Source organism: Polaribacter reichenbachii, from assembly GCF_001975665.1.
Taxonomy (GTDB): domain Bacteria; phylum Bacteroidota; class Bacteroidia; order Flavobacteriales; family Flavobacteriaceae; genus Polaribacter; species Polaribacter reichenbachii.
Map to the genome: position 1 here is coordinate 270,906 of NZ_CP019419.1, position 24,355 is coordinate 295,260.

23 protein-coding genes are annotated in these 24,355 nt (G+C 28.3%); 11 read left to right on the forward strand and 12 right to left on the reverse strand.

Annotated features, from left to right (window positions below; genetic code table 11):
• Positions 1 to 15: 15 nt before the first annotated feature.
• Positions 16 to 720, forward strand: coding sequence for a FadR/GntR family transcriptional regulator (locus BW723_RS01140; RefSeq protein WP_068363713.1), 705 nt, complete (start codon positions 16 to 18; stop codon positions 718 to 720).
• A 205-nt stretch (positions 721 to 925) separates the two neighbouring features.
• Positions 926 to 1,549 carry an outer membrane beta-barrel protein gene (locus tag BW723_RS01145; protein WP_068363710.1) on the forward strand — a complete coding sequence of 208 codons (624 nt, stop codon included), beginning with the start codon at positions 926 to 928 and terminating at the stop codon, positions 1,547 to 1,549.
• Positions 1,550 to 1,614: 65 nt separating this feature from the next.
• Here the strand turns inward: BW723_RS01145 and BW723_RS01150 are convergent, their stop codons facing one another.
• The gene (locus tag BW723_RS01150; RefSeq protein ID WP_068363706.1) at positions 1,615 to 2,286 is read right to left on the reverse strand and encodes a class I SAM-dependent methyltransferase; all 672 of its coding nucleotides are present in this window, start codon (positions 2,284 to 2,286) and stop codon (positions 1,615 to 1,617) included.
• A 163-nt stretch (positions 2,287 to 2,449) separates the two neighbouring features.
• Between BW723_RS01150 and BW723_RS01155 the strand changes: the two genes are divergently transcribed.
• The 3 genes from BW723_RS01155 to BW723_RS01165 all read left to right on the forward strand — a co-directional run bounded on the left by BW723_RS01155 (position 2,450) and on the right by BW723_RS01165 (position 5,223).
• The gene (locus BW723_RS01155) at positions 2,450 to 3,379 is read left to right on the forward strand and encodes a GYDIA family GHMP kinase (protein ID WP_076686293.1); all 930 of its coding nucleotides are present in this window, start codon (positions 2,450 to 2,452) and stop codon (positions 3,377 to 3,379) included.
• On the forward strand, positions 3,376 to 4,587 hold the full coding sequence (locus tag BW723_RS01160) for a BaiN/RdsA family NAD(P)/FAD-dependent oxidoreductase (RefSeq protein WP_068363700.1): 1,212 nt from the start codon (positions 3,376 to 3,378) through the stop codon (positions 4,585 to 4,587). The genes BW723_RS01155 and BW723_RS01160 overlap by 4 nt, the downstream gene beginning before the upstream one ends.
• 69 nt (positions 4,588 to 4,656) lie before the next feature.
• Positions 4,657 to 5,223, forward strand: a complete 567-nt coding sequence (locus tag BW723_RS01165; RefSeq protein WP_068363697.1) for a thioredoxin family protein — start codon at positions 4,657 to 4,659, stop codon at positions 5,221 to 5,223.
• Between the two features lie 5 nt (positions 5,224 to 5,228).
• On the opposite strand, the gene BW723_RS01170 is transcribed toward BW723_RS01165, so the two are convergent.
• Entirely contained in the window at positions 5,229 to 6,737 is a 1,509-nt protein-coding gene (locus BW723_RS01170) for a hypothetical protein (RefSeq protein WP_068363694.1), read from the reverse strand.
• A 43-nt stretch (positions 6,738 to 6,780) separates the two neighbouring features.
• Positions 6,781 to 7,818 carry a glutaminyl-peptide cyclotransferase gene (locus BW723_RS01175; RefSeq protein ID WP_068363691.1) on the reverse strand — a complete coding sequence of 346 codons (1,038 nt, stop codon included), beginning with the start codon at positions 7,816 to 7,818 and terminating at the stop codon, positions 6,781 to 6,783.
• A gap of 241 nt (positions 7,819 to 8,059) precedes the next feature.
• Here BW723_RS01175 and BW723_RS01180 point away from each other — a divergent pair, with 241 nt between their 5' ends.
• On the forward strand, positions 8,060 to 8,311 hold the full coding sequence (locus BW723_RS01180) for a type B 50S ribosomal protein L31 (protein WP_068363688.1): 252 nt from the start codon (positions 8,060 to 8,062) through the stop codon (positions 8,309 to 8,311).
• Positions 8,312 to 8,573: 262 nt separating this feature from the next.
• Positions 8,574 to 10,079: an FMN-binding glutamate synthase family protein gene (locus BW723_RS01185; protein ID WP_068363685.1), complete on the forward strand. Its 1,506-nt coding sequence runs from the start codon at positions 8,574 to 8,576 to the stop codon at positions 10,077 to 10,079.
• 359 nt (positions 10,080 to 10,438) lie between these two features.
• On the opposite strand, the gene BW723_RS01195 is transcribed toward BW723_RS01185, so the two are convergent.
• From BW723_RS01195 to BW723_RS01205, 4 genes are all read right to left on the reverse strand, one after another.
• A complete protein-coding gene (locus BW723_RS01195) occupies positions 10,439 to 11,152 on the reverse strand; it encodes a DUF4197 domain-containing protein (RefSeq protein WP_068363679.1) in 714 nt (237 codons plus the stop codon).
• A 57-nt stretch (positions 11,153 to 11,209) separates the two neighbouring features.
• Complete coding sequence (locus BW723_RS17795) at positions 11,210 to 11,374, reverse strand: DUF5522 domain-containing protein (RefSeq protein ID WP_162274028.1); 165 nt, start codon at positions 11,372 to 11,374, stop codon at positions 11,210 to 11,212.
• A 52-nt stretch (positions 11,375 to 11,426) separates the two neighbouring features.
• Positions 11,427 to 13,235, reverse strand: coding sequence for a Xaa-Pro dipeptidyl-peptidase (locus BW723_RS01200; RefSeq protein ID WP_068363677.1), 1,809 nt, complete (start codon positions 13,233 to 13,235; stop codon positions 11,427 to 11,429).
• Positions 13,236 to 13,389: 154 nt separating this feature from the next.
• Positions 13,390 to 15,306 carry a CocE/NonD family hydrolase gene (locus tag BW723_RS01205; RefSeq protein ID WP_068363674.1) on the reverse strand — a complete coding sequence of 639 codons (1,917 nt, stop codon included), beginning with the start codon at positions 15,304 to 15,306 and terminating at the stop codon, positions 13,390 to 13,392.
• Positions 15,307 to 15,599: 293 nt separating this feature from the next.
• Between BW723_RS01205 and BW723_RS01210 the strand changes: the two genes are divergently transcribed.
• From BW723_RS01210 to cdaA, 3 genes are all read left to right on the forward strand, one after another.
• Positions 15,600 to 16,328 carry a DJ-1/PfpI family protein gene (locus BW723_RS01210; RefSeq protein WP_068363671.1) on the forward strand — a complete coding sequence of 243 codons (729 nt, stop codon included), beginning with the start codon at positions 15,600 to 15,602 and terminating at the stop codon, positions 16,326 to 16,328.
• Positions 16,329 to 16,469: 141 nt separating this feature from the next.
• Positions 16,470 to 17,075 (forward strand): ExbD/TolR family protein, encoded by a 606-nt coding sequence (locus BW723_RS01215; RefSeq protein WP_068363669.1) that lies wholly within the window; start codon positions 16,470 to 16,472, stop codon positions 17,073 to 17,075.
• A 51-nt stretch (positions 17,076 to 17,126) separates the two neighbouring features.
• A complete protein-coding gene (cdaA, locus tag BW723_RS01220) occupies positions 17,127 to 17,903 on the forward strand; it encodes a diadenylate cyclase CdaA (RefSeq protein WP_068363666.1) in 777 nt (258 codons plus the stop codon).
• A gap of 61 nt (positions 17,904 to 17,964) precedes the next feature.
• Here the strand turns inward: cdaA and BW723_RS01225 are convergent, their stop codons facing one another.
• The 3 genes from BW723_RS01225 to truA form a co-directional block, all read right to left on the reverse strand.
• Positions 17,965 to 18,405, reverse strand: coding sequence for a hypothetical protein (locus BW723_RS01225; RefSeq protein WP_068363663.1), 441 nt, complete (start codon positions 18,403 to 18,405; stop codon positions 17,965 to 17,967).
• Between the two features lie 137 nt (positions 18,406 to 18,542).
• A complete protein-coding gene (locus BW723_RS01230) occupies positions 18,543 to 20,309 on the reverse strand; it encodes an ABC transporter ATP-binding protein (RefSeq protein ID WP_068363660.1) in 1,767 nt (588 codons plus the stop codon).
• 3 nt (positions 20,310 to 20,312) lie between these two features.
• A complete protein-coding gene (truA, locus tag BW723_RS01235) occupies positions 20,313 to 21,038 on the reverse strand; it encodes a tRNA pseudouridine(38-40) synthase TruA (protein ID WP_068363656.1) in 726 nt (241 codons plus the stop codon).
• Between the two features lie 64 nt (positions 21,039 to 21,102).
• On the opposite strand from truA, the gene BW723_RS01240 reads away from it, so the two are divergent.
• Positions 21,103 to 21,600: a metallophosphoesterase family protein gene (locus BW723_RS01240; protein WP_068363653.1), complete on the forward strand. Its 498-nt coding sequence runs from the start codon at positions 21,103 to 21,105 to the stop codon at positions 21,598 to 21,600.
• Here BW723_RS01240 and BW723_RS01245 read toward each other — a convergent pair.
• Complete coding sequence (locus tag BW723_RS01245; RefSeq protein WP_076686295.1) at positions 21,587 to 23,455, reverse strand: tetratricopeptide repeat-containing sensor histidine kinase; 1,869 nt, start codon at positions 23,453 to 23,455, stop codon at positions 21,587 to 21,589. The genes BW723_RS01240 and BW723_RS01245 overlap by 14 nt on opposite strands.
• A 45-nt stretch (positions 23,456 to 23,500) precedes the next feature.
• Positions 23,501 to 24,199, reverse strand: coding sequence for a hypothetical protein (locus BW723_RS01250; protein ID WP_068363459.1), 699 nt, complete (start codon positions 24,197 to 24,199; stop codon positions 23,501 to 23,503).
• Positions 24,200 to 24,355: the final 156 nt, after the last annotated feature.

Sequence of the window (24,355 nt, forward strand, 5' to 3'; positions counted from 1 at the left end):
TGATTGATTTTTTAAATGAAGATTAGCTTAATAGATTCTAATGAAAATAGAATTTTACAGAATGATATTATTAGAAAAATTAGAGATTTAATAAACTCTAAAAATTTAGAACGTGGAGAAAAACTACCTTCTGAACGTGTTATTTCTGAAAAAATTAATGTCAAAAGAAATCATATTAAAGAAGCGATTAAAAGATTAGAGTTTTATGGCGTAGTAAAATCAATATCGCAAAGTGGTACTTTTTTATCTATTGGCTTAACAGGTTTTAATGGAATTGTAGAAGAAATTTTAACAATAGATTCGCCTTCTTTTATAGAACTAGCAGAAACCAGAATTTCTTTAGAGTTAAAAACAGTTGCTTTAGCTTCTAAAAGAAGAACAGAAGAAGATTTAATTAGAATTGAAAACACACTTAAAGCATTTGAATTAAAAATTACTAATGGTAAAGATTATTTAGAAGAAGATTTATTGTTTCATTTAGCTATTGCAAAAGCAAGCAAAAACAATACAATGCTTTCTGTAATGTTATTAATTATACCTCCTATTTTAGATACTTACGAAAGAGATGCGGTTTGCGATGGCGATCAAGTATTATCAGAAATAAATAAACATAAAGATATCTATTTAGCAATAAAAGCAAAAGACACTAAAAAAGCCGAAGAAATGATGCAAAAACATTTCTTTAAACTATCAAAATTTATAGAAAATAAAAAAACTTAAAATAAACTTATAATTATTTGAATAGTTAATTTATTTTAAAAATACACATACCTTTTAAACATTAAAAAACTGTTTCTGTTTACTGATTTTTTTTCAGTTTCAGAAGCTGTTTTTTATTTAACATAGAAGTTACAATTACTTAATAATTAGTAGTCAATTTGGAATAGTTATTGGTTTTAGTAAAAACTAATTTTAAAACTATAAAATGAAAAAATTATTACTGATTACTTTGTTAATTGCAAACACAATTTACGCACAAGAGAAAAAGGAAAAAGTAAATATTCTAAAAAATACTTGGTTAATTGGAGGGAAAATATCCCTAAGCTCAACAAATGCAGAAACAACAGATAACAACACCTCCAAAGGCTATGGAATTTCACTAAATCCTGAAATCGGATTTACAATAAAAAACAATCTAGTCTTAGGATTAGGTTTGGGTTATGATTATTATAAAAATGAAAACACAGATGCTCTAAACTACTCAAGATCTAGAAACGTTTTGAGTATAGCACCATATGTCAAAAAATTTATACCAATCAACTCTCATTTATTATTCTCTTTAAAAGGTGAAGCTAGATTTTCTACGGATGAAAACAAAAACAGTGATTCAACAAATCTATCTAGAAATAAGACTTTCTTTGTTGGTTTTAGACCTGGTATAACCTATTTTTTATCAAAAAGAATTTCTTTGGATGCTAATATTGGTTCAATTGGCTATTCTCACTTTAATAGAAAGTATGACACCAATGATGAAACTTACAAGTCAAATTCATTTAACCTTAATTTAAATTCCTCAGATTTTCTGTTTGGTTTCACTTATTATTTATAATTAAATTAGTAAGCTAATTTTTATAATCAATCCGTTTAAAATAATTTAGACGGATTTTTTTATGATTAAAAAACCTCAAAAAACCAAGTAACAACAACACCTTTCCCATCAGCTAAATCAATAGATAACAATTCTTTTTTAGTTTTTGCTTTAAAATTAAAAGGTGATTTTAAAATATCTAATCCGCTTTGTTTTTTTATTCTGATGCCTTGTCCTGAAATAATATCTTTATTGGGCTCAAAGTCTCCTTTTGGTAAGTGTTCAGTTAAAATTAAGTATTTATAATTGCTTAATTTGTTTAGAATATTTTCAACTTCTGCATTCGATAAATGTTGTAAAACCTGTCTAATAAATACACAATCAGCTTTTGGTAATTCGTCTTTTGCAATATCTAAACATTTGAATTCTAAATTATCCGCTTTAAATTTCTCTTTATTATAATTGATTAAATCCTCTACAACATCAATTGCAGTATATTTTTTTGTGTTTTTATAAAGTGCTTTACCAATATTAAAATCGCCACAACCTAAATCTAGAACAGAAATAGGATTATCAAAAGAATTTAAAAATTCATTTATGATTTTAATATAAGGATCAACCAATTCAGGATTATGAGAACCAAAACCAGAGTAGAATTCAGTTTCATTTCCTCCCCAAAGATTTAGGTCGTAAATCTGATCCATTATCTTTTTAGTTGGCCAAGGTTTTTTTATTTTTTTTGATTGATTTTTCTTCATTAAATAATTTAATCAAACACAAATTTAAAATTTTATGAGTTGTCTGATCTTTTTATCAAAAGAAAAATCATCAAAACTGACACTTACCAGTATTTCACATTTTAAGTAAACTAAGATAACTATCTTTGCAATTATCTAAGCAAAATGAAATCTTTACAACCCAATGACAAACTATTACTCTAATGGAAAACTGTTGCTAACAGGAGAATATCTTGTATTAGATGGCGCAAAATCATTAGCAATTCCCACAAAATTTGGGCAAGATTTAATTATTGAAAAAATAAAAGAACCTCAAATTATTTGGGGAAGTTTTACAATGACAGGCGAATGTTGGTTTGAAGCCATTTTTGATTTGCCAAAATTACGTTTGGCAAACTGCACTTTTAATTCTGATAAAGAAGGAAGTGCAGAATTTATTGCAGAAACTTTGTTAGAAATTTTGCATGAAGCCAAAAGAATGAATCCAGATTTTTTAGCTGCTGAAAATGGTTTTGTTGTAAAAACGAAACTTACATTCCCAAGAAATTGGGGTTTAGGGAGTTCATCAACCTTAATAAATTCTATTGCTTCTTGGGCAAAAGTAGATGCTTTTCAATTATTATGGAATTCTTTTAAAGGCAGTGGATATGATATTGCTTGTGCACAAAATGATTCGCCTATTTTTTATGAAATTCAGGATAAAAAACCTGTTGTACAACAAGTCAATTTTAATCCGAGTTTTAAAGAAAACATCTTTTTTGTGTATTTAAATCAGAAACAAGATTCTAAAGAAGGTATTGCAAAATTTAGGGAAAGTAATATTAATTTTGATAAAGAAATAATGCGTATTTCTGAAATTTCTGAGTCTTTTTTAAAGGTAAATTCAATTACAGAATTTAATAAATTGATTATTGAACACGAACAAATTATAAGTTCAATCATCAAATTAAAACCAGTTAAAGAACAATTATTTTCTGATTATTTTGGAGAAATTAAAAGTTTAGGAGCTTGGGGTGGAGATTTTGTAATGGCTACAGGAAACGAAAAAACAAAAGCATATTTTAACAACAAAGGATTTAATACAATTCTTACTTATTCAGAAATGATTTTATGACTAAAATAATTATAATTGGAGGTGGTGCAGCAGGATATTTTACAGCCATAAATGCGAAAGAAAACAACCCAGAGTTAGATATTACCATTTTAGAAAAAGGTAAAGATGTTTTACAGAAAGTAAAAATTTCTGGTGGTGGACGTTGTAATGTAACTCACGCTTGTTTTATTCCTAAAGATTTGGTTCAGTTTTATCCAAGAGGAAAAAAAGAACTTTTAGGTCCCTTTCATCAATTTATGACAGGTGATACTTTTGAATGGTTTGAAGAAAGAGGTGTGCCTTTAAAAATTGAGGATGATAATCGTGTTTTCCCTGAAGCAAATACAAGTCAAGCAATTATAGATTGCTTTCAAAATGCTGTTGATAAGTTGAAAATTAAAGTGTTAACAAACTGTGGTGTAAATGAAGTTTATCAACAAGAAAATAAATGGGTTATCAACACAAAAAACGAAACTTTTACAGCAGATAAAGTTGTTTTTGCTGCTGGAAGTTCTAAAAAAGTTTGGGATTTATGTAAAACTTTAAATCACTCTATTGTAGAACCAGTTCCATCTTTATTTACATTTAATATTAATGATAAAAGATTGGTTGATTTATTAGGGACTTCTGTGCCCAATGCTACTGTAAATATTGTGGGCACAAAATTAGAAGCTTCTGGCCCATTATTAATTACACATTGGGGTATGAGTGGCCCAGCTGTTTTAAAATTATCGGCATTTGGAGCAAGAATTTTAGCTGATAAAAATTATCAATATAATGTAATGGTGAATTGGTTATCTAGACCAACTGATAAAGTGTTAAATGTTTTATTAAATCTTAAAAAGAAAGAACCAAGAAAAACTGTGATTTTAAAATCGCCATTTTCTGAAATTTCAAAGCGATTATGGGAACGTTTTGTAATTGCATCAGAAATTAGAAATAATCAAAATTGGGCAGATTTAAAAAATGCTCAATTAGAGAATTTAGCCAATCAACTAACAAAAGGAATGTTTAATGCCAATGGCAGAACTACTTTTAAAGATGAATTTGTAACTGCTGGTGGTGTAGATTTAAAAGAAATTAATTTTAAACGCTTTGAAAGCAAACAACATAAAAATTTATTCTTTGTAGGTGAAGTTTTAAATATTGATGCTGTTACTGGCGGATTTAATTTTCAGAATGCTTGGACAGGTGGCTTTATTTGTGCAAAAGCTTTGGCAGAGGTTTAATATTTACCAATTATATTCGTTTCGAATAAAAAACTAACAACTAAACATTAAAACCTTATAACTAAATAAATGGCAAGAACAGAATCTAACGAATTTAAAATAGGTGAAAAAGCACCAGATTTTAATTTAATCAATACTATTGATGATGAAATTTATGCGTTAAATGATTTAAAAGGTGATAAGGGAACTGTTATTATGTTTATCTGCAATCACTGTCCGTTTGTAATTCACGTAAATGCTGAATTGGTAAAAATGGCAAATGAATACGAGCAAAAAGGAATTCGTTTTATTGCTATAAGCTCTAATGATGTTGAGAATTATCCACAAGACGCACCTCATTTAATGAAAGAATTAGCTGCACAAGAAAAGTATTCTTTTCCTTATTTATATGATGAAACCCAAGAAGTTGCTAAAGCATATAATGCTGCTTGTACTCCAGATTTTTATGTGTTTGATGCGGATTTAAAATCTGTTTATCATGGTCAATTAGATGATTCTAGACCAGGAAATGGAAAACCAGTTACAGGTATTGATTTAAGAAAATCTTTAAATAATATATTAGAAAATAAAAATCCGACAGAAAACCAAAAGCCAAGTGTAGGTTGTGGTATTAAATGGAAAATTAACCTTAACTAAAGAATTTATTCGAAAGTAATGCTTTGATATGCTCCTATATCAGGATTTGTAGTTCTAACAATCCCTAGAATATCAAAAGAAAAAGAAGTCGTTTTAGCTTTATTTATGGCATCAGAATCTTGACCAATTATAAAATCTTCATTCTGCGAATCTCTAAAATTTGCAAAACCATTTAAAATTATATTTTGATAATTGGTATTGTTTTCGAAATCTAACTCAACAACATCAGTAAAAGAATCGCTTGCGTCATTAAATTGAATCATACAATTGCTAATGTTGTAATTGAATAAACTTCCATCAACCTTATCTAAAACAAATTCAATATTATTATTACCACCAAAAATACAATTGGTAAAATTTGCAGCATTTAAAGCTCTAGTTTCAGTAATTTCTTGACCATTAGCATCATTATAAGTAAAGAAATTATTCACTAAAACTGCTGGTAGTTGTCTAATTCCGTTATTCCAAAAATTAGCAAAAGTACTGTGTGTAAAATTGTAAGTACCACCAATTGTTGCTGCTAAAGAAGCTTCGCCTGCAGCACCAATAACCACATTATGCGCTTCTATATTCGTTTCTCTTGCTAAAATACCAAAGTTAGAATGATTGTAGATTTCAGTGTTTTGTAATTTTAAAGTTGGGTTAGTATCAGAACCAATACTATCAATTAAAATACCAATAATTCCGTTTTTAATTTGAGCGTGATAAACTTCGTTGTCTTTGCTTCCTGCACGCATCCAAATAGTACCCCATTGACCTGGAGTTTGGTTAAATCTGTGCTCTAAACGATCACCTTCAAAAACTACTTTTTCATTTAAAGTTCCATTTACTTTTAAGGTAGCTTTATCATCGATTATTAAACCAGAATTGTTGTGAAAATAGACTTTAGCACCAGCTTCTATAGTTAAAGTTTTATTTGCTGGAACAGCAGCATAACCATAAATTACTGTAGGTTTTTCTTTTGTAATGATTAACTCAGTATCTGTTAAATAACGTCCTTTTATTGTTGTTGCTTGCCCATCAATAGTTAAACTATCAATTTTCATTGTAATTGGATCTCGTTCTGGAAAAATAAAATAGGCATCTTGCACCAAAGTTACCAAATCTACATCTTGCTGATTTGCGCCATTATCAAACAAAATTCTATCTGTATATAAAGGATCTGAAATTGTAGATTCATCAATTGTAGTTTCTACAAAAACGTAAATGCTATCTTTTGCTAAAATATCTATATCGTTAAATTCTTTACCTGGAATTCCATCAACATTTAATCTATAGTTAGATGTAGAACCATTTTCTAAAGTAATTTTCGGAATTGTAATAGCTTTATTACCTCTATTGTATACTTTTAAATTATAAGTTGCAGAACCAATGTTTGTAAAAACAGTATCTAAAAAAACAGTGTCTTTAGAAAACTCTAAACTACCAAAACTTGGTACTGTAGAAAAATCTTTTCTGCAAGAACTCATAGAAATTAGAGCAATACAAATTAAAAGAGTAATAAAGTAACGCATAAATCAATTTTTATAAAAATAGAACTTTAAAATAAATAGTTTATTATTCTGTTAACAATTTGATTTCAAAAAGTTTACCCCAATTTTTACCGGTAACAAAAAGTCTGTCGTTTTCTTTATCGTAAGCAATACCATTTAAAACATCATCTTGACCTTCTAATTTTTGAGTTTTCTCCATTTCTTTAACCAAACCTTTTAAGTTAATAATACCATCTACAACTCCGTTTTTAGGATTTATGATTGCTATTAAGGGTTTCTGCCAATAATTAGCATAAATTTTACCATTTACCCATTCTAATTCATTTAAACTTTTTAACGAGACTTTATTGGTATAAGCTTGTATAGATCTTATTTCATTTAGAGTTTCTAAATCTAAAAACCAAATTTTATTAGAACCATCAGATTTAATAAATTCTTTATCATTATGTGTTAAACCCCAACCTTCTTTACTCTTATTATACTTAAACTCACTTACTTGTTTAAAAGTTTTTAAATCATAGACAAAACCTTTTTTAGCTTCCCAAGTTAACCAATAAACCTTATCATTAACAATAGTCATTCCTTCTCCAAAAAACTGCTTATCTAAATCTATCTTTTTTAGTACTTTACCTGATTTTATTTCCACTTTTCTTAAGGTAGATTGCCCTCTTCTACCTGTTGTTTCATATAAAAAACCATTGTTATATTCTAAACCTTGGGTAAATGCATTTGTATCATGAGGATAAGAATTTACAATTTCAAAATTATAAAGCACAGGTTTTTTATCAGAAAAAATTTCAAACGAATTGTTTAACTTTTTCGTTTTACCAGGATAAAATGCCAAAGCAGAAACAGCATATTTACCTACACCATAATCTGCAGCATTTAGCGTTATCGAATTTCCATCCGAAGAAATTTCTTTACCGTTTACAAAAAACTGAACATTATCTACTTGTTGATTATTCTCTTCTTTTAAAGTAATTTCAATTTTATCTTTGATTGTATTTTTTTTGGAAACATCTAGCGTAAATTTGTAATCTTTATCGCAACTTGTAAATAAATAGAACGATAATAGCAATGTAACTAAGGCAATTTTCTTCATTATAATAATTATTTTATAAGATTTAAAGTAGCTAAAACAGAGGTTTAACCACTTATATTTAATGTTTTAAACCAGATATTTACTACAACTACAAAGAAAAGTAATTTATTTATTTGTAAATTAAAAAATATCCTTAAATTTGCATCCTCAAAATAGTAATTTATAGCTATTTAGAGAATTTAGTAAAGCCTTACCAACTTTACTTTGCAAACATAACATTAAAGAATTAAAATATTATAAAATGAAAAAAGGAATTCATCCAGAAAATTATAGAATGGTAGCTTTTAAAGATATGTCTAACGAAGACGTTTTTTTAACACGTTCTACTGTAGACACTAAAGAAACTTTAGAAGTTGATGGTGTAGAGTATCCTTTAGTAAAATTAGAGATTTCTAGAACATCTCACCCATTTTACACTGGTAAATCTAAACTTATTGATGCTGCAGGACGTATTGACAAGTTCAAAAACAAATACGCAAAATTCAAGAAATAATCTTAGAATTTTCAAAATATTTAAAACTCCAACATTCATTTGTTGGAGTTTTTTTGTTCTGATTTTGTAATTGTCAATTCCATTACAGTCGAGAAGTTGGGCGTTTCCTTTCAGGTCGGGTTTTACGCTACAATCTTTTTAAGCTGAAAAAACAGCTAAAAAAGGATTTTCACTGCAACCCCTAACGCAATTATTTGCCAACTATTTTAATAATTAAAAACAAATAGATTACTTTTAATCTTCTTAAAACGAAAATTAAATAATGAGAAATACCATTCTTTCTTTTTTAATAACAGCAACAGTATTAAGTGGAGTTTTAGTTTATTTTTTGCCACATATAGGCAACATAATTCTACTTTCAATATCAGGTTTATTAACTTTAATTGCTATTTACGATAGTTTACAAACCAAACATTCTTTATTAAGAGCCTTCCCTTTATTAGCTCGTTTGCGTTGGCTTTTTGAAGAAGAAAGAGATAAAATTCAACAATATTTTATAGAGGATAATTTAAATGGAACACCTATAAATAGAGAAAAAAGAAGCGTTGTTTACCAAAGAGCAAAACTATCTAAAGACACCATTCCTTTTGGCACACAACATAATGTTTATGCCAAAGGATATGAGTTTGTAAAGCATTCTTTATTTCCAAAAAATCATCATTATACAACAGGAGAACGTATAATTTTTGGCTCTGACAAATGCTCTCAAAAATATGATGGTTCTATCATAAACATTTCTGCAATGTCTTTTGGCTCTTTAAGTAGTAATGCAATTATGGCTTTAAATCAAGGAGCAAAAATGGGAAATTTTGCGCATAATACTGGTGAAGGAGGAATTTCTCCTTATCATTTACAAGGTGGAGATTTAATCTTTCAAGTAGGTACAGGTTATTTTGGTGCAGGAAAATCTGTAGATAGCAAACGTGTTTTTGATGCCGAAATTTTCAAGAAAAACGCAATTCGTCCTGAAGTAAAAATGATTGAAATTAAATTTTCTCAAGGTGCAAAACCAGGTCATGGAGGTATTTTGCCAGCAAAGAAAAACACACCCGAAATTGCAGAAATTCGTTCTGTAGAAGCTGGCACTCAAGTAGATTCTCCTCCAGGTCATTCTGCATTTTCTAATTTTGATGAAATGATTAACTTCATTCAAAAAGTAAGAGATTTATCCGAAGGAAAACCAGTAGGAATTAAATTTTGTGTGGGTAATAATGAAGAAATTGAACAAATGATTAAAGCATTTGCTGATGCTAATAATTATCCAGATTTTATTTCAGTTGATGGTGGTGAAGGGGGTACTGGTGCTGCGCCCTTAGAGTTTACCAATTATATTGGATCTCCTTTAGTAGAAGGTTTGGTTTTTGTAAATAAACTTTTAAAACAATACAACTTAAGACATCAAATAAAAATTATAGCTTCTGGTAAAGCTGTTGATGCTTTTGATGTTGTAAAATACCTAGCCTTAGGTGCAGATGCAATAGGTATGGCAAGAAGCTTTATGCTAAGCTTAGGCTGTATACAAGCTAGAGAGTGTAATTTAGATACTTGTCCTGTTGGTGTGGCTACACAAGATGAAGATTTAGTTGAAGCTTTGGTTGTAGAACAAAAGAATATTCGTGTAAAAAATTATCATAATAAAACAATTACAGCTGTTAAAGAAATGGTTTCTGCAATTGGTTTAGATTCTATTGATGACATACAACCCAATCAAGTTTTTAGACGTAGAAAAGACGAAGAAATTGCTAGTTTAAAAGAAATTTATTATTAATATTTCTTCTGAGTTAATTCGTATTAAATCTATTCTAAAAACTTTTGAGTTAAACTGTTACAAAATAAGGTTTAGTCGATAACTTCTCTGTTCAAATAACGAAATCTATTTAGTTTTTCTAAAACTTTCATTGCCTTAAAGGCAGCTAAATCACTTATTGATTCATTGATATATCTATAACTATTAGATTTTTCAACAAGTTTCACGTAACGATTTTGTAATTGCTTTTTAAAATTGGAAAGCTGTATTTTGTAGTACATAATAATTGGGGGTTAAAATTATATACTCAAATATAACAAAAATTACACTTGAGTATACCTCAATTATCTTAAAATCTTCTTAAAATATGTTAATTTTAACTATCTATTGTCCTGTAAAGCAAAAACTTGCTTTAATAAAGCTGTATCTCTTAAACCAACTTTTTCTCTAATCCCTTTTTCTTCTACTTCTATCATTGTAAAAACTCCTTTTAAAGCTTCATTAGTTACATAAGCTGTTAAATCTGGATCTACTTTATTTACAAACGGAATAGAATTATATTTAGTAATTAAGTTACTCCAAATTTTATCTGCTCCTACTTTAGAGAAAGATTGATTAATTACAGGACTAAAACTATTGTATAAACTTTGATTGGTTTTAGATTGTAAATAAGATGTTGCTGCATTTTGATCGCCTAATAAAATATTTTTTGCATCTGCAAAAGTAATTTCTTTAACAGCATTTACAAAAATAGGAGTTGCAGTTTTTACAGCATCTTCTGCTGCTCTGTTTAGTGCTTTAATTCCTTCATCAGCTAAATTACCTAAACCAATTTTTCTTAAGCCATTATCTACAGCTTGTAATTCTTGTGGCAATAAAATTTTAACCAATTCATTTTTATAAAAACCATCTACAGCAGTTAGTTTTGTAACTTGATTTTCGATACCATGATCTAAAGCTTGTCTCAAACCATTACCAATTTGCTCTTGTGTTAACACTCCACCTCCACTTGGCAACTGACTAACAACTTTTTGCAACTCTGCACAACCTACAAACTGAATCGCAATTACTAATACTAAAATTCTTTTTATCATTTTTATTGATTTATTTTCTATTGTTATTAGACACTTTTATCTTTAAAAGTCACTCAATTATTTAAAACTATCTGTTTTTTTATCATAACCAAAAGGACAGTGTTTACAGCCACTTTTACAACAATAACCACGTTTTAAGTGATATTTTTCTGTAAAAACTCTGTAACCTTGCTCGTTAAAGTAAAAATCGTCTTTTTCGAATTCTATTCTTGGATTAAACATAATGCAAAAATAGATAAACTGGTTGTAATTAAATTCTATATTTATTCTTTATCTAATATTTTATACCATTAGAACCATCCACAATAGGAATTGTAATAGAAGTATTTTCTAAATCAACCGTTAGTTCTGTACCTGGTTTTGGTAATAATGTATAATTATTATCACTAGAAAAAATCATTAAACCAATTTGTTGTCCTTTTTTAATAATTTGATCATCTGGTTGTAAAGTAAAAGTCATTTCGTAAAACTTACCTGGTTTTAAAGGCTTACTCTTTGTTAACGACTTGTAATTTTGTAAATCAGCCCAACCACGTGTAATAATATTATCAGTTATTTTTGCTCTTCTTCCTTTATTCCAAGGTAATGAAACTAAATACACAGATAAATTTACGGCCGGTTTAGAACTTGCAGCTTTTATGGTTATGGTTGATAATCCAGAAATATGAACATCTTCTTTTAAAACCGGAGTTACATATAACAAACGATGATTTGTATAATCCGCTTGTGCTAAAGCATCCGAAGAAAAAGAATAATTATCAACTAAAGTCTCTTTTGTATTTGATGATGGTTTTTCTGTAGATAAAGTACCAGCTCCTGGCGCACCTGGATTTAAATAAAAAGTAACTGGTTTTGCTGATGGATTTGGGTAATTCTCATAAGAAGTTGGTGCATCTCTTTTATCATTTTCTCTAACAATCCAAGCTTTTGCATCGTTTTCTACTCCATTTTCTACTCCATGTAAATAACGTGTAAACCAACGATTCATCATTGTAATTGGTGGTGGACCTCCATGACCATTTTGATGATAAAATATTTGAGTTGGCAACCCCATTTCTGATGCTTTCTTATAAATTCGATAACTATGCTCTGGCATTACATTCCAATCATTAAATCCGTGAGACATTAATAATGCAGCTTTCATTGGTTGCATTTCATTTAAATAATCTCTACCAGCCCAAAAATCATTATAATCTCCAGTTGCTCTATCCATTCCATTCACTAATTCTGTATCTCTTACAACTTTGTTATTTCTAGCACGATTTTCTTCTTTTCCACTGTGGATAAAATCATATAAAACATCAATATCTTCTCCTAAATATCCGCCAGGAGAACGTACCAAACCATTTGAACGATAATAATGATAATAAGAAGTATTTGGCGCAATTGGTATAATAGCTTCTAAACCTTCTACTCCTGTTGTTGCAGCAGCTAACGGAATTGTTCCATTATAAGAAGTCCCTGTCATACCTACTTTTCCTGTAGACCAAAATGCTTTAACTTCTTCGTTTCCTGTTCTAGAGGCATAACCTTTTGCTTTTCCATTAAGCCATTCTATAACTGCTTTGGGTGCTAATGATTCATTATCGCCACCAACAGTTGGTGAACCATCAGACAAACCTGTTCCTGGAGAAGAAGAATGTACCACAATATAACCTCTAGGTACCCAAGTTTTAATTTGAGAATTCGAAATAATTGGTCTTTTTCCTCTTCTTTTAACATTAGAACGTGTTGGTTCTGCTACTTTTTCTCCAAATTCGTGTTTTACATTCCAAAATAATTCTTTTCCTCCACTAGCAACTCCTGCATAATAAGGACTAGATTCATAAACTACAGGTAATTTTAAACCTTCTGTTTCTGTTTGATTTGGTCTTGTAACATCTACGTGAACTCTGTCTAATTTTCCATCTCCATCTGAATCAAAACTTGTTTCGACCCATAAATCGTGACGAATCCAATTTTTAGAATGACTAAAAGCTTCTACAACCTGAGCTTCACCATCTTTAAACACAGGAACTGTTTTTTCTTGTGCATTTATTTGAAAAATAAAAACAAGTAATATAATTAATAATGATTTTTTCATTTTTTAAATTGGTTTATAATTTTATTCTGATGATAATAATTTTTCGTGTTTCGTGTTTAAAAAAGTCTAACACATAAAAACATAGAATACATAGGTTTCTTTTATCTTTTATCTTTTTTCTTTTTTCTTACCTCTTGTCTCTTCTCTCTAAGGACTAATCTTTTAAAACTGAAAACTCAATACTAGAATCTGTAAAAACAGTGTGCGTTTGAGTTTTAAAGTCTGCCTCGTCTGCTTTATAAATATTATCTACATAAGTCTGCGGATTTAAATCGATTAAAGGAAACCAAGTACTTTGCACTTGAATCTGTAATTTATGTCCTTTTTTAAACGTATGAAAAACATCTTGCAATTTAATATTTACATCCGTTTTTTTGTTTGGTATAAAAGGTTCTGGTTTTGCAAAACTATTTCTAAAACGCCCTCTTAAAACTTCGCTCCTAACCATTAAATGATAATTGCTCATTTTTAAATGATCTTGTAAACCTTCATTATCTTCTTTTGTATCTGTAGGATGCACATCAATTACTTTTACAATCCAATCTGCTGCAGTACCAGTTGTAGCAATTTTTAATTTTGCTAAAATATCACCAGCCAATGTAAAATCTTCTGATAAAACATCAGTTTCAAAAACCAAAACATCTGGTCTTCTTGCTGCAAAACGTTGATCGTCTGTCATATATTTTCTTGGAGTAAAAACGGTTTTAATATCCTCAGAATATGGTACAGGACGTTTAACATCACTAATAAAATTAATTTTTGATGTTGATTTTTTACTTGAAGTTAATTCTTGATTTTCAGATAAAAACCAATCTTCTTTTACTACATTTTTTGGTGGCCAAGAATCATAAGATTTCCATTCTTTTTTACCTGAATCAAAAACATAAGCTTCTGGTAATCCTGAATTTTTATCACCTTTACCTTTTAAGAAATGATTAAAGAATTTTGTTTCGATTTCTGATTGAAATTTTAAAGAAATAGAATCGCCAAAATAATAATTACCAACTGTATTCTTTACAGTATTTCTAGACCATTTTCCATGATCCCAAGGACCAAAAACCATTGTATTGTAGTTTTCTTTTCCGTTTTTTTCTATTCCTTTATACGTTTCTAAGGGTCCGTATAAATCTTCGGCATCAAACCAACCACCAACAATCATTGTTGCTACAGTGCTTGGCACTTTACCCATATGTTGAATAATTCCTTTACTTTGCCAATTCTCATCATAATTTGGATGTTCTACAATTTCTTTCCAGAAAAAATCATCAATTCTATCTTCAGAAGCTGTTGAGTTTACGTCTAATTTATCGTACTGAAAAAATTCGTTTAAGTTTTTTAAAGGCCCTTTATCTAAGAAAAATTGGTATTGATCTTGAGAATTCATTTTTGGAAAAGAATACCAAGAAGTATCTGTTGGTGTGTCTTTATAAGTACCAAAAAGAGAAATTGCTCTAAAATAACTTAATAAAAAAGCTCCATTATGATGAAAATCATCAAAGAAAAAATCGCCAATACAAGCTTGTGGAGAAGCTGCTTTTAAAGCAGGATGCGCATCTATAGCAGAAACTGTTGCATAATGCCCAGGATAAGAAATACCCCAAGTACCCACATTTCCGTTATTATTTTCTACGTTTTTAACTAACCAATCTATAGTATCGTAAGTATCAGAAACCTCATCAGATTCGTTTTCTTTTTTATTTGGTTTGTAAGCACGCATATTATCATAAACGCCTTCACTCATCCATCTACCTCTAACATCTTGATAAACCACAATATTACCCTCTTTCATTAAATGAACATTTGGACCAATTTTAGATTTCATTTTACCTTCTCCATAAGGAGCAGAACTATATGGAGTTCTTTGCATTAAAATAGGATATTCTTTAGAAGTATCTTTAGGAGAATAAATTGTAGTATGGAGTTTTTTGCCATCTCTCATTTCTATATCTACTTCTTTTTTTGTGTAATTATCAACTACAAAAGTGTCTTTTTTCACTTCTTTTTCTTCGGATGAATTACAGGAAATAAAAATAAAAATGCTTACTAAAAATACAATAAATTTTGTTTTCATAATGGTGTTTGATTTGATGTTATAAACTTACAAAAACTTAAATTAAAAAGGTCTTTTTAGTGCGCTAGGAGGTTTATATAAATCATAATTATTTCTTAAAATTAGTATTTAAAAGTTAAAGAAATTGACATTTTTATTCGTTATTTATAAAAATATAAAAGTAGGTTTAGACAAAGTTCTATCAGCAAAAGAATTAATTTCTACATAATTTTTAATTCTTATTAAATTACAAAAGCTTTCTTTACTGAAAGTTTTTTTTATGTTTTATATTGTGCTTTTTGAAATACTTACTTATGAAAAATACAGTTTTATTACTTTTAACTTTTATATTTTTTAGTTGTTCTAATAACAAAATTGATAAAACTCACATACCCAAAAAAGAATTTCCTGAATTAGTAGAAGGTAGATATAATGTTGCTTTTCTAATTATGGACGGAACTTTCAACACAGAATTAACAGCTCCTTTTGATATTTTTCAGCACACCATTTACAGAGAAAACATAAAAGCAATGAATGTGTTTACAGTAGCAAATACAGATAAACCTATTACCACATTCGAAGGAATTAAAATGCTACCAGATTTTAATTACCTAAAAGATTCATTACCAAAAATTGATATTTTAGTAGTGCCTTCTGCAGAACATCATCTAGATTCTGATTTAGAAAATGAAGCTTTAATTAACTTTGTAAAACAAGTAGATAAAGAAGCAACTTATGTAACTTCTCATTGTGATGGTGCTTTTGTTTTAGCTAAAGCTGGATTATTAAACAATAAAGTTTCTACAACTTTTCCTTCGGATATTGATAAAATGAGAACTATGTTTCCTGATTTAGATATTAGAAAAGAGGTTTTTTTCGTACACGATAACAAATACATTACTTCTGCAGGTGGTGCAAAATCTTTTGAAGCTGCTTTATATTTATGCGAATTTTTGTACGGAAAAGAAATTGCGCAATCTTTAGCTGGTGGTTTAGTCATTGACTGGAATTTAGACAATGTACCTCATTTAATTATCGAATAATTTTTTCTACTTGGTTTTTTGGCATTCTTTTTGTTAAAGAAATGTTAACGCAATCAACTCAACTTACCTAAACTTTAATAAGCCTCTTGAATTTTATCAAGAGGAAAAATTAAATTTATTAACTTTTAAAAACTAGGTATTATGAGTAGAAAAGAATCTCCAGAAATTAATGCAGGATCAATGGCAGACATTGCATTTTTATTATTAATCTTCTTTTTAGTTACTACAACTATGAATGTAGATACAGGAATTAATCGAAAAATCCCAAAGAAAGAACCAAATTCATCAACATTAACCATTAAAGACAAAAATATTCTAGAGGTAAACATCAACCTTAATAATGAAATTTTTGTTGATGGTAAAATTGTAAAACCCATAGAATTGAAACAAATTGCTATCGATTTTATAGACAATGCTGGTGGTTTAGACATACATCAAAAACCTTGTGATTGGTGTAATGGAAATCAATTACCAACTTCTTCAGATCATCCAACAAAAGCATTTATATCTGTAAAAACAGATAGAAACACCAATTACGAAACATATATTTTAACGCTAGATAACTTGAACTCAGCTTACACACATTTAAGAAATAAATTGGCATTAAAAATGTATGGTAAAAATTATGTAAGCATACTTGAGGATTACAAAAAGACAAATCACCTAGATAAATCTCTAGAAGGAAAAATTAAATTAATTCGTGAAAAATATCCGTTATTATTATCAGATGTAGATATAAAAAACTGATATGGTACTCACAGAATTTATTAGTACTTTTACCTAAAATCAATCTATTGCGTGTTAGATTTTATTGAGTTTTCTTTTTTAGATATTTTAGACATTTTGCTAGTTGCAACTTTACTCTATTATATTTACAAACTACTAAAAGGTACTGTAGCCATTAACATTTTTATTGGTATTGCTCTTATTTTCTTAATATGGAAAATTACACAGGCTTTAAAAATGGAAATGTTAAGTGGTATTTTAGGCTATTTACTTTCTGGTGGTGTTATTGCATTAATTATAGTTTTTCAGCAAGAAATTAGAAAGTTTTTATTGATGATTGGTACCACAAACTTTTCTAATAAAAGAAGCTTTTTAAATCAATTAAAGTTTTTACAAACTGAAATCGGCTCTGAAATTGAAGCTGAAAAAATAGTAAAAGCTTGTAATAATATGTCTAAAAATAAAACAGGTGCTTTAATAGTTATTGAACGTACCAACAGTTTAGATTTTTTAATTAATACTGGAGACCAGATGAATGCCTTAGTAAATGAGGTTATTTTAGAAAGTATATTTTTTAAAAACAGCCCTTTACACGATGGTGCAACAATTATTAGAGATAATTATGTGGTTGCAACTAGGGTTGTTTTACCCATTTCTGATAGCACTAAAATACCAGCAAGATTTGGTTTAAGACATAGAGCTGCAATTGGTGTTAGCGAAAAAACAGATGCAGTTTGTTTATTGGTTTCTGAAGAAACTGGCGAGATTTCTTATATAAAAGATGGTGAATTTGTGTTGTACACTACACAAGATGAATTAATAGAAAAGATTAAAAAAGATAGTATTTAAAATAAAAAAAGCTCGCTAAATTAGCGAGCTTTACTTTTTGATATTTTAAAAATGATATAAATTAATCTTCAATATCATCTTCAATTTCTTTAACTTTTTCGTTTATTTTTGCCATTGTTGCTTTATAAGATTCTTTTGCTTCAGCACTTAAGTTTTCCATAAACTTTTCACTTTTATCAGCAAATTCTTTAGTTTCTTTTGCAAACTCTGAGTTTTTTATGTTTTCTGCACCTTTATCCATTTGCGATTTTACATAAGCCGCATAAGATTTTAAATGTGCTTCTGCTTTTTCATCATCAAATTCTGGAATTGTAATATCATCAAAAGCAGATTTTACATCTTCTCCAAATTCATTTAACTCTTTTCCTGCTTCGTCTAATCCTTCGTTTATTTCGTTACCTATCTCAGAAGTTTCTTCTTTAATATCTTTCTTTGTCTCGTTTTTACAAGATGTAATTACTAAGGTTGCCATTATTAATATTGATAATCCAAGTTTTTTCATAATTTCTATTTTGTTTTGGTTAATAACTAATTGTGATACAAAAATAGATTTAAGATAACTGGTTTATTATCTCTAAAAATTGAATTTTTAACTCGTTTGCTAAAGTAGATTTATTTTTTAAACACTTTAAATCCTAGCTAAGAAGCGACATCTAAACTAAATTGTTTGTCGTAAAGGTTTTTATAATAGCCATTTTCTTTTTCTAATAATTCTTGATGAGAACCTTCTTCAACAATTAAACCTTTATCCATTACAATAATTTTATCAGCTTGTTTTATAGTCGCTAATCTATGTGCAATTACAATTGATGTTCTGTCTTTTGTAATGGTATCTGTAGCATATTGAATCATTTGTTCTGCGTGAGCATCTACAGAAGAAGTGGCTTCGTCTAAAATTAAGATACTTGGTTTACTTACATAAGCTCTTAAAAACGCAATTAATTGTCTTTGACCAGAAGATAACATTGCACCTCTTTCTTTTACATTATATTGATATCCTCCAGGAAGCGTCATAATAAAATCGTGAATACCAATTTGCTTTGCAGCTTTTTCTACTTCCTTTAAAGTGATGTTTTCATCTTTTAAAGTGATATTATTTAGAATAGAATCTGAAAACAAAAACACATCTTGCAAAACAATAGCAACCTGATTTCTTAAACTTTCTAAAGTATAATCATCTACAGAAATACCATCTATTTTAATTGTACCAGAATCTATTTCGTAAAAACGGTTTATTAGATTGATAATGGTAGATTTACCTGCACCTGTTGCACCAACAATTGCAATTGTCTGACCCGATTTCACATCTAAAGTAACACCTTTTAAAACTTCTTCATCTTTTATATAACTAAATCTTACATTTTCTAGATTGATGTCACCTTTTAAATTTGCTGCTTTTATAGTACCATTTTTAGCAATACTACTATCTGTATCTATCACTTTAAAAACGCGTTCACCAGCAACAATACCCATTTGCAACTGATTGAATTTATCAGCAATTTGACGTAAAGGTCTGAATAACATTTGGGCAAATTGAATAAAACCCATTATCATACCAATAGAAATACCTGAATCTTGCACAACTTGTCCTCCACCAAACCAAACGATTAATCCTATACCAATTGATGATAAAATTTCTGCGATTGGAAAAAAGATAGAGAAATACCAAATGGTTTTAATATTTGCATTTTTATGCTTTTCATTAATATTTTTAAAATTCTGATATTCTATTTTTTCACGATTAAACAATTGTACAATCTTCATTCCTGTTACTCGTTCTTGTACAAATCCGTTTAAGTTGGCTACTTGATTTCTTACTTCTTGAAAAGTAGCTTTTATAGCAACTTGAAATAATTTTGTTGCATAAATTAGGATTGGTAAAATTGATAAAGTAATCAATGCCAGTTTCCAATTTAGCACTAACATAACTATAGTTACTGCTAACATTTTTAGAATATCACTTAAAATAGTAAAAACTCCGTTGCTAAAAAAAGCTGCAATTGTTTCTATATCAGAAACAACTCTTGTTACTAATTTACCAACTGAATTATTATCAAAATAAGTCATTTTAAACTGCAAAATATGTCTAAAGATTTTAGCTCTTATATCTCTAATTATATGCTGACCAACCCAATTTGCGAAATAGATAAAAGTGAATTGTAATAAAACTTCTACTAATAAAATAGCAAACATTAATAAGGTATAATTTCTTAAACCAACTTTATCGTTAGATAAAATATAATCGTTAACCGTATTTATTAAAACTAAAGGTGATAAAACCGAAAATAGCGCTAACAATATGGTTGATGATGATGCAATAAAAAAATACAAACGATAGCGTTTTGCGAAAGACATTAGTCTCGAAAAAATTTGCATATCAAAAGCATTCCCTGTTTTTTCTGCCAAAACTTAGTATTTTATTTTTGTTAAAAATAATCCTTTTGCAGGAACTGACAATCCTGCATTTCCTCTATTTCTACTTTCTATAATTGTTCTAAAATCATCTACAGACAATTTCCCTAAACCTACATCTACTAAAGTACCTACAATTGCTCTTACCATATTTCTTAAAAAACGATTTGCTGAAATATGGAAGGTTAATTCATCTCCTTTCTGTAGCCAAAAAGCTTCAGTAACATCACAATTAAAAGTGTACACTTCTGTTTTTACTTTAGAAAAAGTTTGAAAATTTGTATATTCTAAAAGTAATTTAGCAGCTTCATTCATTAAAGCTAAATTTGGTTTCTGAGAATGAATTTGCCAAGAAAAATCTAACAAAAAAGGATTTCTACCTAACCAAATTTTGTATTCATAACTTCTAGATAAAGCATCGAATCTGGCGTGTTTTTCGTCATCAACCAAAAAAACTTGTTGTACAGAAATATCGTTAGGCAAAACTGAATTGAGTTTAAAAACAATTCTATCTTTTAAATCTTTATCAATATTAAAATGAGCAAACATTTGCGTTGCGTGCACACCTGTATCTGTTCTTCCTGCACCAACAACTTCTATTTTTTCTTGAAAAATGGTACTTAAAGCATAATTTAATTTTTCTTGTACAGAAACTACGTCAGGTTGAATTTGCCAACCGTGATATTTTTTTCCATTATAAGAAAGTTCTATAAAATATCTCAAGAAAATGTTTTTTTTGAAGATACCAAAATTACATAATTTATTTTGTTATGATTACTTTTGAAATGTGAAAAAAATCTTATTATTATCAGACACGCATAGTTACATTGATGATCAAATTTTAAAGTTTGTAAAACAAGCTGATGAAGTTTGGCACGCAGGCGATATTGGCGATTTAACTGTTACAGATACTATAAAAAAATTAAAACCTTTACGTGCTGTTTATGGCAATATTGATGACAAAGATGCCAGAGCTGAATACCCTTTAGATAATAAATTTACTATTGAAAATGTTTCAGTTTGGATGACTCATATTGGTGGTTACCCAAACAAATACAATTTAAGAATTCGTGAAGAAATTGCGAAAAATGCACCAAAAATATTTATTGCTGGTCATTCTCATATTTTAAAAGTACAGTATGACAAAAAATTAAACCTATTACATTTAAACCCAGGTGCAGCAGGGAATCACGGTTTTCATAAAATAAGAACAATGCTTCGTTTTAAACTAGAAAAAGGAGAAATTAAAAATTTAGAAATTATAGAATTGGCTAAACGAGGCTAGGTTCTTCCTTTTCTAAAACTGGTAATTCTACCAATATTTGAGTTCCGTTGTTTTTAGAAGAATCAATTTTAAACTTACCTTTCATCATTTGAATTCGAGCATCAATTTGATTTAGACCTAACCCATCTTTGGAAGTAATTTTAGTTTTATCGAAACCAATACCATCATCAGAAATAATAATAAATAGTTTATCTTGTTTTTGTTCTAATTCAATAAGCGCATTACCAGCTTTACTGTGTTTTAAGATATTGTTTACAAATTCTTGTACAATATTATAAACCTTAATCTCAAAACTTTGATGGTATCTTTCTACATTATTAATTTCGGTTTCTATATTTAATTCAGAATTCGAAAACTTTTCTGCAATTTCTTTAATGGCGAAAGTTAGTCCGAATTTTAATAATACAGATGAAATTAATGTGTGCGATAAATCTCTAATTTTATGAGATGCTTCTAAAATTATTTCTTGAGTCTTATCTATTTCTACTGGGGTTGCTCCATTAAATTGTTTTCTGGTTGCTTGTAAATGAAGATTTGCTGATGACAGTAATGCGCTTACACTGTCATGTAAAGTTTCTGCAATTTGTTTTCTTTCAGATTCTTTACCATCTATGGTAGCGTTTAAAACTCTTACTTGAGATTCAGACTTAAGTTTTTCAATATTCTGATCTTGAATTAATTTTGTTTTAGAAAGGTTTAATGCTAAGTTTTTTTGTTGTAAATTATTAATTACCAACCAATAACCAAGTATAATTATAACAAGAAGAAGAATAATACCAAAAATAGAATAAGTTCTCTGTGTTTTTAATCTTTTGTTTTCTTCTTCTTGACGAACATTTCTTTTTGCAACATCTACATCGTATTTTGCACTAATTTCTTCGATAATGCCTTTAAATTCTTTATCTCTAATATCTTCCTCAATTTCAAATGATTTTTCTTGAAAATCATAAGCCTCAAATTCTTCTAGATTACGCATTGCCCAGGCCAAATTGTAATATAAATCTGCTTTTGTTCTTATTGCATTTGAGTTATTATTATTTTTTATTAAATCTATGGCTTCTGAATATAACGCTTTTGCTTTTTGATATTTTTTTTGTGATAAGGATATATTAGCCAAAATATTTAAGGAAGTAGCTGTTTTTAAATGATCATTATTTTTTTTGTGTATATTAATGGCTTTTTTAGCATAATATTCAGCCTGAGTAAACACAGAATCTTCTTCATATATATTAGAAATATTGTTATAAGCAGCACCTTTCAAATTCTCAATTTGTGGATTGAGTTCAGGTAATTGTTCTATTTTTTTATAAGTTAACAATGCACTATCAATATAACTTTTCTTTTTAACGGCTAACTTTATACTATCATACTTAGAAAGTTTATTTGTCATATCAATAGAAATATTTACACTATGATACGAGATTCCTACTTTAAATAAAGTTTTAACATAATCTAAATCTGAAAACCTAGAATTACTTTTTTCTACAACTGGCAAAGTAACTATCGCCAATGATTGTTTATAAAACAGTAATGATTTTTCAAATTTATTTGTCTTTCTATAAATTTCTCCTAACAAAAAATTACACTTGTAGATCCAATAATTACTTTCTAGTTCTTTACTTTTTTCTAAGAGTTCTAATAAATTTGTTAAAGCAATTATGTAATCTTGTTTCTGATAAAGTTTATAAACGTTTTCAAAATTTAATTTTAAAATTGAATCATTCTTTACAGATATAACAGATGAAGTCTTAAACTTTAAGACTTCATCTGTTATATCTGTTTGGGTTTTAGTAGCATTTAATTGAGCTATAAAAAAGATAATTAATACGCTAGAAAAATATATTTTATTATTCAAATGATAATAAATTTAAATCAATATATTATTTTAGAACATCAATTATTATAATTCCTCTCCTTCATCAATAATAATTCTAGGTTTTCTTCTCGTCTCAGCAGAAGATTCAGATTCAGAAGATTTGGCACTTGTGTTTGTAATATGATTAACAAAATCTAATTTTAATGGTGCATTTGACTCTTTTTCTAAAGTTCTAGAATAATTGATTTCACCTATTTTACCATCTTCCAAGTGTACTTCATAAGTTGAAATTGCTTCATTATATACAAAAGATACTTCTACATTATCATTTACGCTAAAAGCTAAATTGTAAGTTCCATCTTCGTTACCTAAAATACTATATTCTATTAATTTTTCTGTATTATCAGATTTACTTTGAAAAGTAAAATTATCATCAGTAATGGAAATTAATTTTCTATCGTTTGAATTAACATCAACAAAACCAACTTTTAATTTGTTATTATCAATTAATAATTCTTCAGACCTACTTTTTTCAATCGTAAATTGAGATGAAGATAAAATGAATTCACTTTTATTTTCTGTAATATCTGTAAATTTATCTATTTTAGTATTATTTGAAACATCAAAATTAACAGAATAAGCTCCTGTAGCATCTTTCTTAATTTCGAAAGCTTTTAATAAACTTGTACTTTCATTTTCTAATGGAGTTGTTTCCTCATTAGAACAAGATGTAAATACTAATAATACTGCAGCAACTAATGCTAATAAACTATTTTTTTTCATGGTTAAGGAATTTAAATAAATATGTAAACTATCTTTTGGGTTATTTATAAAGGTAGGTTTTACAATGCACACAATAAAATTGTAAATATTGGGGAAAAATTTTTAAATCTTTTAGGGATTAACCATGAAAAATAGCTAAAGATTCAAAAAATAATT